Annotated in this window: 10 protein-coding genes and 1 pseudogene; 8 read left to right on the top strand and 3 right to left on the bottom strand. The window is 61.7% G+C overall.

The features are described 5' to 3' along the window. Positions 1 to 115 (bottom strand): annotated as a pseudogene (locus tag NKJ94_RS32335) (S-(hydroxymethyl)glutathione dehydrogenase); the annotation flags it as partial. A gap of 385 nt (positions 116 to 500) precedes the next feature. Between NKJ94_RS32335 and NKJ94_RS32330 the strand changes: the two are divergent. The 5 genes from NKJ94_RS32330 to NKJ94_RS32310 all read left to right on the top strand — a co-directional run bounded on the left by NKJ94_RS32330 (position 501) and on the right by NKJ94_RS32310 (position 5,000). Then, positions 501 to 1,619 (top strand): lanthanide ABC transporter ABC transporter substrate-binding protein PedA1, encoded by a 1,119-nt coding sequence (locus NKJ94_RS32330; RefSeq protein ID WP_352531225.1) that lies wholly within the window; start codon positions 501 to 503, stop codon positions 1,617 to 1,619. Between the two features lie 21 nt (positions 1,620 to 1,640). Beyond that, positions 1,641 to 2,612 carry a YVTN family beta-propeller repeat protein gene (locus NKJ94_RS32325; protein WP_352531223.1) on the top strand — a complete coding sequence of 324 codons (972 nt, stop codon included), beginning with the start codon at positions 1,641 to 1,643 and terminating at the stop codon, positions 2,610 to 2,612. A gap of 98 nt (positions 2,613 to 2,710) precedes the next feature. Continuing rightward, positions 2,711 to 3,499 (top strand): lanthanide ABC transporter ATP-binding protein PedB/LutE, encoded by a 789-nt coding sequence (locus NKJ94_RS32320; RefSeq protein WP_352531221.1) that lies wholly within the window; start codon positions 2,711 to 2,713, stop codon positions 3,497 to 3,499. Positions 3,500 to 3,510: 11 nt separating this feature from the next. Beyond that, positions 3,511 to 4,371, top strand: a complete 861-nt coding sequence (locus tag NKJ94_RS32315; RefSeq protein WP_352531231.1) for a lanthanide ABC transporter permease protein PedC — start codon at positions 3,511 to 3,513, stop codon at positions 4,369 to 4,371. Then, positions 4,371 to 5,000 (top strand): hypothetical protein, encoded by a 630-nt coding sequence (locus tag NKJ94_RS32310; protein WP_352531219.1) that lies wholly within the window; start codon positions 4,371 to 4,373, stop codon positions 4,998 to 5,000. The genes NKJ94_RS32315 and NKJ94_RS32310 overlap by 1 nt, the downstream gene beginning before the upstream one ends. Positions 5,001 to 5,027: 27 nt before the next feature. On the opposite strand, the gene NKJ94_RS32305 is transcribed toward NKJ94_RS32310, so the two are convergent. Together NKJ94_RS32305 and NKJ94_RS32300 are read right to left on the bottom strand one after the other, a co-directional pair. Next, entirely contained in the window at positions 5,028 to 5,228 is a 201-nt protein-coding gene (locus NKJ94_RS32305; RefSeq protein WP_352531217.1) for a hypothetical protein, read from the bottom strand. 252 nt (positions 5,229 to 5,480) lie between these two features. Further along, the gene (locus NKJ94_RS32300) at positions 5,481 to 6,422 is read right to left on the bottom strand and encodes a LysR family transcriptional regulator (RefSeq protein ID WP_352531215.1); all 942 of its coding nucleotides are present in this window, start codon (positions 6,420 to 6,422) and stop codon (positions 5,481 to 5,483) included. Between the two features lie 124 nt (positions 6,423 to 6,546). Here NKJ94_RS32300 and NKJ94_RS32295 point away from each other — a divergent pair, with 124 nt between their 5' ends. The 3 genes from NKJ94_RS32295 to tkt are packed head-to-tail and all read left to right on the top strand — an operon-like array spanning position 6,547 to position 10,488. Then, entirely contained in the window at positions 6,547 to 7,593 is a 1,047-nt protein-coding gene (locus NKJ94_RS32295; RefSeq protein ID WP_352531213.1) for a class 1 fructose-bisphosphatase, read from the top strand. Positions 7,594 to 7,598: 5 nt separating this feature from the next. Beyond that, on the top strand, positions 7,599 to 8,471 hold the full coding sequence (locus NKJ94_RS32290; RefSeq protein ID WP_352531211.1) for a phosphoribulokinase: 873 nt from the start codon (positions 7,599 to 7,601) through the stop codon (positions 8,469 to 8,471). A 10-nt stretch (positions 8,472 to 8,481) separates the two neighbouring features. Continuing rightward, positions 8,482 to 10,488 (top strand): transketolase, encoded by a 2,007-nt coding sequence (gene tkt / locus NKJ94_RS32285; protein WP_352531209.1) that lies wholly within the window; start codon positions 8,482 to 8,484, stop codon positions 10,486 to 10,488. The last annotated feature ends 10 nt before the right edge of the window (positions 10,489 to 10,498 follow it).

The following is a 10,498-nucleotide window of genomic DNA, read 5'->3' as shown; positions in this document are numbered from 1 at the left end:
TGCCGGTTGCCTTGATCTCGACCAGCACCTCGCCATCACGAGGACCGTCGAGGTCGACCTCCATGATCTGCAGCGGCTTTCCGGCGGCGACAGCGACTGCGGCACGGGTTTTCATCAGGCAATCCTCCCAAGGCAATCGACAAAGTTTCACTTCCGACATTGCTGCGGATGATCTCGAAATCGAAGACCGCGATCCGCTCAGTCACCGCCGTATCCCCGCGAAAAGGCATAGGACTAAAGCAGACACGTAAGTCCACTTGCAGGGGTTTGATAAATTTTGTGGGTCCGCTAAGCTCATCGTGGGCACCTTGAATTCGCGCTGGTCCGGGAACAATCGGACTTTAGTGCAAGAACGGGCAGTTTTATCGATGACGAGCGCGGTGCCAGGCACTCTCGCGGCCTTTTTGTGCTTTTTTTCCCAGACCGCCAACGTTCCGGACGTGATGGCCCAGGAAGTGACGGGCAAGCAACCGGCTGCAACGGACAGGCCGGAAAAAAAGATGACAGAAATCAAGATAGGTTATTTGCGGGCCTACGCGCCGCAACTGGCGCTTTCCCTGCTGGACCTGCCGCCACGCGACGAGGGTGTCGCCGGCGCCAATGTGGCGATCGGCGACAACAATACGACAGGAAAGTTTCTCAGCCAGAAATTCAGCCTCGACATAACCGAGATCAAGCCGGACGCCGATGCGGTTCAGGCGTTCAACGATCTGGTTGCCAAAGGTGACCGCTATGTGGTCGCGGACCTCTCGGCGAAGCAATTGCTGTCGATCGCCGACATCGCCCGCGACAAGGGCGTTCTGGTCTTCAATGTCGGTGCCACCGACGACAGCCTGCGCGAGGAAGACTGCCGCATAAATATTTTCCATGTCGCGCCGACGCAAAGCATGCTTGCCGACGCGCTGGCGCAGTATCTCGTGGTAAAAAAATGGCCGAATTGGGTGCTGCTCTACGGTTCGCATGAGCAGGATCATCTCTATGCGAACGCGTTGCGCCGCGCGGCGGCCCGCTTCGGCGGTCAGATCGTCGCCGAGAAGGAATTCAAGGACACCGGCACGGCGCGCCGCACCGACACCGGTGCCACTCAGATACAGCAGCAGATCTCCGTGTTCACACAGGATCTGCCGGAGCATGACGTGGTGCTTGTCGCCGATGAGAGCGAGGTGTTCGGAACCTACGTGCCCTACCGCACCTGGACACCGCGGCTGGTCGCCGGCACGGCCGGCCTTGTCGCATCGTCCTGGCATCCCGCGAGCGAGCAATGGGGCGGCATCCAGATGCAGAGCCGTTTCCTGAGGACGACCGGCCGGCGAATGCTGTCCAAGGACATGTCGGCCTGGACGGCGGTGCGGGCCGTGGGCGAAGCCAGCACGCGGACCAATGGCGACGATCCGAAGAAGATCAGCGACTACATCCGCTCGGACGATTTCTCGGTCGCCGCCTTCAAGGGACAGAAGCTGACCTTCCGCAAATGGAACCATCAGCTTCGCCAGCCCATCCTGCTCGGCGATACCAAATCGGTCGTCTCGACATCGCCACAGGAGGGTTATCTCCACCAGATCTCCGAGCTCGATACGCTCGGCGTCGATCAGCCGGAAACGAAATGCGTGCTTAAGTAGAACCAATCGGGAGGAATTTTCGTGCAGAGACGAGCTTGCGCACTCGCCATTCTCGCAACCGGCTTCATGGCCAATCCGGCGTCGGCCTACATGGTCTATGTCTCCAACGAGAAAGACAATACGATAACCGTCGTCGACACGGCGACGATGCAAGTGGTGAAGACCGTCGAAGTCGGCCAGAGGCCGCGCGGCATCACCATCTCGCATGACGGCAAGTTCATCTATTTGTGCGCCAGCGATGACGATACGATCGAAATCATCGATACCGCGACGCTGCAGATCGTCGGCACGCTGCCTTCCGGCCCAGATCCCGAATTGTTCGTGCTTTCGCCCGACGGCAAGACGCTCTACGTCGCCAACGAGGACGACAATCTCGTCACCGCGATCGACATCGAGCGCAAGCAAGTCATGACCGAGATTCCCGTTGGCGTGGAGCCTGAAGGCATGGCCGTCAGTCCCGACGGCAAAACCATGGTCAACACCTCCGAAACCACCAGCATGGCGCATTTCATCGACACCGACAGCCATGAGGTGACCGACAATGTGCTGGTCGACACGCGTCCGCGCTTTGCGCAATTCAAGCCCGACGGATCACAGATCTGGGTCAGTGCCGAGATCGGCGGCACCGTCAGCGTCATCGACAGTTCCAAACGCGAGGTGGTGAAGAAGATCCAGTTCGCGATTGCGGGATTGCGGCCCGAAACCATCCAGCCGGTCGGCATCGCCATCAGCGCCGACGGCAAGAAAGCCTATGTCGCGCTCGGCCCGGCGAACCATGTCGCCGTGATCGACACCGAAACCTACGAGGTGGAAAAATACATCCTCGTCGGCCAGCGCGTCTGGCATCTCGACTTCACCCCCGATCAGAAGACGCTGATCACCACCAACGGCAATTCCAACGACATCACCTTCATCGACACGGCGACCGACGAGCCGGTTCAATCGGTCACGGTGGGCCAGCAGCCTTGGGGCGTGGCCATATCGCCCCAATAGACCGCAGTGATTATCAGGGAGGCCGGCATGATGAATGTTTGCCGCGTGGTTGCTGCAAGTGCACTAGATAACCAGCACGCCCCGAAGGAGTCAGCGGCATGCAGCATGTGAGGACAAGCGGCCCTGGAGACGAGGTGGCGGCGCTCGATGTTGCCGGCGTCAGCCATTCCTATGGCCCGAAGCGGGCGCTCGACGACGTCTCGTTCTCGATCGCGCCGGGAACTTTCACCGTTCTGCTCGGCCTCAACGGCGCCGGCAAGACAACTTTGTTCTCGCTGATCAGCCATCTTTACGACACCCGCCGCGGATCGATCCGCATCTTCGGCCATGACGTCAGCCGCGCTTCCGGCGAAGCGCTCAGGCGTGTCGGCATCGTGTTCCAGGCACGCACGCTCGACCTCGACCTCAGCGTCCACCAGAACCTCTCCTACCACGCCTCGCTGCATGGCATTGGCGGACACGAAGCCCGGCAGCGCATTGCCGCGCTGCTCGATACAGTCAACATGCAGGGACGTCAGCATGACAAGGCACGCAGTCTTTCCGGCGGCCAGATTCGGCGCATCGAGATCGCGAGGGCGCTGCTCCACCGCCCTTCCCTGCTGCTGCTCGACGAGGCGACGGTCGGTCTCGACATCCAGTCGCGTGCGGGCATTCTCGCCACCATCCGCAAGCTCGTCGAAACCGAGGGCATTGGCGTGCTGTGGGCGACGCATCTGATCGATGAGGTTGAAGACGGCGACCATGTCGTCGTGCTGCGGCAGGGCGACCTGGTTGCCAAGGGCAAGGTCGCCGACGTCGTCATGGCCACGAGCGCCAATTCGATCCGCGATGCCTTTTCGAAGCTCAACCGCATCGGACCCGCCGACATGGCGGAGATATCGTCATGAGCGCTCCCGCAATGCCCGGAAAAGTCGCCGCCCTCACGCCGGTGAAGTTCGAACAATTTGGCCTCCGCCACTATCTCATTTGCCTCAAAGGGATCGTCCTGCGGGAGTGCCTGCGCTTCCTGCACCAGCGCGAGCGCTTCATATCCTCGCTGGTTCGGCCGCTTGTCTGGCTGTTCATTTTTGCAGCCGGATTCCGGCAGGTGCTCGGTGTATCGATCATCCCGCCCTACAAGACCTACGTGCTCTATGAGGTCTACATCACGCCGGGCCTGTGCGGCATGATCCTGCTGTTTTCGGGCATGCAGTCTTCGCTGTCGATGGTCTATGACCGCGAAATGGGCAACATGCGCACCCTGCTGGTCAGCCCCTTCCCGCGTTGGTTCTTACTGATGTCGAAGATGCTCGCCGGTGTCGCCGTGTCGATCGCGCAGGTTTACGCGTTTCTGATCGTTGCCTGGTTTTGGGGCGTCAAGGCGCCGCCGCTCGGCTATCTCACGGTACTGCCGGCGCTGTTCCTGTCGGGCATGATGCTGTGCGCGCTCGGGATGCTTTTGTCTTCGATGATCAAGCAACTCGAAAACTTCGCCGGCATCATGAACTTCGTCATCTTTCCCGGCTATTTCGCTTCTCCGGCCCTCTATCCCTTGTGGCGCATCCAGGAGGCGAGTCCGCTGCTTTACAAGATCTGCCTCGCCAATCCGTTCACCTATGCCGTCGAACTGATCCGCTTCGCCTTCTACGGCCAGGTTGACTGGCTGTCGTTGGGCGTGGTTGCCGGCTGCACGCTGCTGTTTTTTGCCGGCGCCATCATTGCATACGACCCTTCGCGCGGCCTGATGACCCGCAAACAGGACACGGGAGGAAATGCCTGATGGCACGAATGAGCCTTGTTCGCAGCCTGGCTGTGGTTGCCATGCTGGCGCCAGGCGTGAACGCCATGGCGGCGAACACCGATCCGGACTGGCCTTGCATACAGCGCAAGGTGCCGCAACTCTCGCTCGGCCAGATCTGGAACGGGCCGGAGCTTCCGCCAGCGGCAAAGGACTTGTCGAAGGACCCCGCCGTCTCCGCCCTGGTCGAGGAGGTGGCAGCCCGGCGGATGCCGATTGCCGAAGCCCAAAAGAAGATCAAGGTTTTCGCCGCCTCGCTGCCGGCCGAGCAGCTTGCACCGAAAATGGCGATGCTGGTGCAAGGCATGTTCGATCACATGGACGCCGAGCGTTCGCACGTGATCTCCGGCATTTCCCGTTACGCCCACAAGCAGCTCGAAATGGCCGCCGCGTTGCGCAAGGAAGCGTCCGACGTCGATGCGTTGCGAGCAAAGCCGGATGCAGATCCCGACGAGATCGAACGGCGAAGCGAACAGCTGAAATTCGCAACGCGAATTTTCACTGAACGCGTACAGTCGCTGACTTACGTCTGCGATGTGCCGACGATCATCGAGCAGCGGCTCTATCAATTGTCCAAGACTGTCTCGGACGCGCTCGCCGCGAAGAAATAAGCTCTCATTCGGTCTTCGCGGCGGATCTCACGATCCCTGGCCGGGCAGCACGCGCCAGCGCTGCACGAAATAACCGGGATGCATCTCGATCCACTGGGCTACCAGCGGCTGCGCCTGCATGAAGGCGGTCCCGGGATTCATCGCCAGGCCGTCCACCATCTGTTCGCGTTGTTCACAGGTCTGCGGCACATCCGTCAGGCAGACCATCATAACGAGCGTGTAAAGCATTACCCCTTGTCCCCATCGAATCCCGAACCCCATGCCCGGGAGGTTTCCGTGATACCGACCAATTTGCAGGGGTCGCACATACAGATCGCTTACGGGTGTGAAAGGACGTGGCCCCCCCTTCGCGCCGCAACATAACATGCCGCTAATCTAACGCCAATGATCGCAGGGCGTTCTCCACTCCCTTCGCAGCTATCACGACGATCTTTGGCCTTCGGTATGCGGTCGTTCAGGTTGAATTTCGCCCGTCCAACGTCATCCCGCTCCGGTGTGCAGATAGAGTTTGCCGAACAGGGGCAGATACATCGCGCCCTTGCGCATCAGGAAATCGTGGAATGTCGCCATGGCCGGCGAGATCGCGTGATCGCTGCGCATCACCGAAAACCATTGCCGCCGGATCGGCATGCCGACAACATCGAGGATAACCAGCCGGCCGGCTTCGGTTTCGGCAGCGATGGTGTGGGCAGAGATGAAGGCGATGCCGAGCCCGGCCATCACCGCCTGCTTGATCGTCTCGTTCGAACCCATCTCGACGCCGAGATCGTCGATGCGGCCGGGCACGTCGCTCAGGAATATTTCCAGCGAGATGCGCGTGCCGGAGCCGGGCTCGCGAATGAGGAAATGTTCCTCGGCGATCCGTTCCTTGGATATCTCGCGTGCCGACGCAAGCGGGTGGTCTGGCGGCGCGATGATGACCAGCGGGTGATCGCCGAAAACCGAAGCTCGCACCGGGACTTCCTTCGCCGGGCGTCCCATCAGTGCGATATCGATGTCGTGGTTCTTCAGACTGTCGATCGTTTCGGCGCGGTTGCCGATGGCAAGCCGCATGTCGATGTCGGGATGCTCCTTCATGAAGCCGGCCATCAGCCGCGGCGCGAAATATTTGGCGGTGGAAACGACGCCGAGCCGCAAGCTGCCGATGCGCACGCCCTTGATCGCATCCATCTTGTCTTCGAGCAGACGAAGCCGCTCTTCGATGGCCTGTGCCGTCTCGACGAAGGCCAGACCCGCGGCAGTGGGACGCATGCCGTCCGACGTCCGGTCGAACAAGGCCAGCTGGAACTCCTCCTCCACCTGCCGCAACTGGATCGTCACCGCTGGAGGAGACAGGCCTAACGCCTTGGCTGCGCTGACGATTCTTCCGTGGCTGATGATTGCCTGAACGGTCTTGAATTGCTTGAGCGTGAGGTTTCTCATATGGCAATACTAAAATTTTTTTACTGCCAAAGTAAAGTTATTGAATTTTACTTATCCAGCACGATTTGTTTTCATTTCCCAATCCGGCCGATCCGAGGAGAGGCGGCTGGATGGGGAGGTTACGATGCCAGCGGCAACGCTCGACGCTTTTCTGAACTCCTATCTCGGCGAGCCGGACGAACTGCGCGCCGCGGTCGTAATGACCGTCCGTCGGCTGACGCAGGCGGCCACCACGATCCGCAATACCATCAATCAAGGGGTACTCGGCACCGCCTTTGCCGGAACCCGTGGCGCCAATGCTGACGGCGATGTTCAGAAGGATCTCGATATCTTCGCTGACGACATCTTCCTCGACGCCATGCGCCACGCTCCGGTCGCGCTCTACGCTTCCGAGGAACTGGAGCAGCCGGTGCTGCTCGACAGGCAAGCGCCTCTTGCCATCGCCATCGACCCGCTCGACGGCTCATCCAACATCGACACCAACGTGTCGATCGGAACAATCTTCTCGCTCCTCCCTGCGATTGGCACGCCGGATGGGAACCCGGCCGCCTCCTTTTTGCAGGCGGGGGTGAACCAGCTAGGCGCCGGTTTCTTCATCTACGGCCCGCAGCTGGCGCTCGTTCTGTCACTCGGCAGCGGCACGCATGTCTTCGTTCTCTCGACCAGGCTCGGCACATTCGTCCAGGCCTACGAGAGCCGGATCGTTCCGCAGCGCACCGAGGAGTTCGCCATCAACGCCGCCAACTACCGGCATTGGGACGAGGCGGTGCGGCTCTACATCGACGACTGCCTCGAAGGCACCGAAGGCCCACGCGAGAAGGACTTCAACATGCGCTGGATCGCCTCCCTGGTCGCTGACTGCTACCGCATATTGATGCGCGGCGGCGTATTCCTGTATCCAGGCGACAAGCGCAAGGGCTACAGGCAGGGGCGACTTCGCCTCGTCTACGAGGCCAACCCGATCGCTTATCTCATCGAACAGGCGGCCGGTGCCGCCACCGATACGATCACCCGCATCCTCGAAATCCAACCCGAGAGCCTGCACCAGCGCGTGCCCATGGTTTTCGGATCGGCGCGGGAAGTGGCGCGCATCACCCGCTATCACACCGAGCCGAGCGCGATCGGCGAGCGCGCGCCGCTGTTCAGCCGCCGCGGCCTTTTCAGGGCCTGAACACCATGTCGGCAAAGCACCCCATCATCACCATCACCGGGTCGTCGGGCGCAGGCACCACCTCGGTCAAGCGCATCTTCGAGTTGATCTTCCGGCGTGAGAACATCGAGGCCGCCTTCATCGAAGGCGACGCTTTCCATCGCTACGACCGCGCCGCGATGAAGGCGAAGGTGGCCGACGAAGAGAAGGCGGGCAATCCCAACTTCACCCACTTCCATGCCGAAGCCAATGAACTCGGAATCCTAGAAGAGGTGTTTGAGGAATATGGCCGCCGGGGAACGGGAAGAACCCGCACCTACATCCATGACGAGGACGAGGAAAAGCAGTACGGCACGCCGCCGGGCAATTTTACCGAATGGCGCGAATTTCCTCCCAGCGACTTGCTCTTCTACGAGGGCCTGCATGGCTGCGTCGTCACCGACAAGATCAACCTGGCCAGGCACGCGGACCTCAAGATCGGCGTCGTGCCGGTCATAAATCTCGAATGGATCCAGAAGATCCATCGCGACCGCGCAACGCGCGGCTATTCCACCGAGGCGGTGATGGACGTGATCCTGCGCCGCATGCCGGACTATGTCCGCTACATCGTCCCGCAGTTTTCGCAGACCGCCATCAACTTCCAGCGCGTGCCGATCGTCGACACGTCCAATCCATTCATCGCGCGCTGGATTCCGACGCCCGACGAATCGATGCTGGTCATCCGCTTCGCCAATCCCCGCGGCATCGATTTCCCCTACCTGCTTTCGATGATCCACGACTCGTTTATGTCGCGGCCGAATTCCATCGTGGTGCCAGGCAACAAGCTCGACCTTGCCATGCAGCTGATCCTGACGCCGCTCATCCTGCAATTGATCGAACGCAAGAATCGCGTGTCGTGAGGAGGACGCCATGAACAGCCAAGCAGCAGCCCTGAAGCCTGTCGCCGCCGTCTCGGAGCGCGAGATGGCGAACGCCATTCGCGCACTGGCGATGGACAGCGTCCAAAAGGCCAATTCCGGTCATCCGGGCATGCCGATGGGCATGGCCGACGTCGCGACGGTGCTGTTCAGCCGCTTTATCAACATCGACCCGACGATGCCGGACTGGCCCGATCGCGACCGCTTCGTGCTTTCGGCCGGGCACGGCTCGATGCTGCAATATGCGCTGCATTACCTGCTCGGCTACGAAGACATGCCGATCGAGGAACTGCAGCGGTTTCGCCAGCTGGGCAGCCGCACCGCCGGACATCCGGAATATGGCCATGCCCTTGGCATCGAGACGACGACTGGTCCGCTTGGACAAGGCATTTCGACCGCCGTCGGCATGGCGCTGGCGGAGCGCATGCTTGCTGCCCGCCACGGCGCCGATCTCGTCGACCATTTCACCTACGTGATCGCCGGCGACGGCTGCCTGCAGGAAGGCATCAGCCACGAGGCGATCGACCTTGCCGGTCACCTGAAGCTCTCCCGGCTGATCGTCTTCTGGGACGACAATGCGATCTCGATCGACGGACCGACTTCGCTGTCGACGTCGATGGACCAGCCGGCACGGTTCAAAGCCGCTGGATGGCATGTCCAATCGGTGGACGGCCACGACACAGAAGCCGTTGGAGCGGCAATCGAAGCGGCGCAGCAATCGCACCAGCCGTCTCTGATCGCCTGCCGCACGGTGATCGGCAAGGGAGCGCCCAATCTGGGCGGCTCGGAAAAGACGCATGGCGCGCCGCTGGGCGATGCGGAGATCGCAGCGACGCGCGAAAACGTCGGCTGGGCCTACGCGCCGTTCGAGGTGCCGGACGACATCCTTTTTGCCTGGCGCGAGATTGCCGGCCGCGGCCAAGCGGCGCGCCGCGACTGGGAGCAGCGGCTTGCCGCTTCGCCAGGGCGCCAGGCCTTCGAGAGCGCGGTCGCCGGCAGACTGCCCGACGCGGTCTTCGAAGCGCTCGGCGCTTTCCGCAAGGAGCATGTCGAGAAGGCGACCAAGGTTGCAACGCGAAAAGCCTCCGAAATGGCGCTCGCCGCAATCAACGCCGCAACCGACCTGACCGTCGGCGGCTCCGCCGATCTGACGCATTCGAACCTGACGATCACCAAGGGCATGGCGCGCATAGCACCGGATGAATATACCGGCCGCTACATTCACTACGGCATCCGTGAGCACGGCATGGCCGCGGCCATGAACGGCATCGCGCTGCATGGCGGCTTCGTGCCTTACGGCGGCACGTTCCTGTGCTTCGTCGACTATGCGCGCGGCGCGATGCGGCTCTCGGCGCTCATGGGCCAGCGCGTCATCTATGTGATGACGCATGATTCCATCGGTCTCGGCGAGGACGGCCCGACCCACCAGCCGGTCGAGCATCTGGCGATGCTGCGGGCGACGCCAAACCTCAACGTCTTCCGTCCGGCCGACATCATCGAAACGGCGGAGTGCTGGGAATTGGCGCTGAAGAGCGAGAGCCGGCCGAGCGTGCTGGTGCTCTCGCGCCAGAACCTGCCGATGCTGCGCCAGACACACCGCGACGAGAACCGGTCGAGCCAAGGCGCCTACATCCTGCGCGAGCCAGCCGAGCACCGCGCCGTAACGCTGATCGCCACCGGCTCGGAGGTCGAAATCGCTGTTGCCGCCGCCGAACGGCTGGAAACCGAGCACGGCATCGCCGCCGCGGTCGTCTCGATGCCGTGCTGGGAGCTTTTCGAGGAACAGGATGCCGGTACCCGCAAGGCGGTCCTCGGCTCGGCGCCACGCATTGCCGTCGAAGCCGCGGCGCGGCTCGGCTGGGACCGCTGGATCGGCGACACCGGCGCTTTCGTCGGTATGGCCGGTTTCGGCGCCAGCGCCCCTGCCCCGGATCTCTACCGGCATTTCGACATCACGCCCGAAGCCGTCGCGGCAGCGGCGCTGAAGCTCATCATCTAGGAGGACCCGA

Origin of the sequence: Mesorhizobium sp. M0060, from assembly GCF_040323155.1 — a bacterium.
Lineage (GTDB): Bacteria > Pseudomonadota > Alphaproteobacteria > Rhizobiales > Rhizobiaceae > Mesorhizobium.
This window is presented reverse-complemented; position numbering and strand designations above follow the sequence as displayed.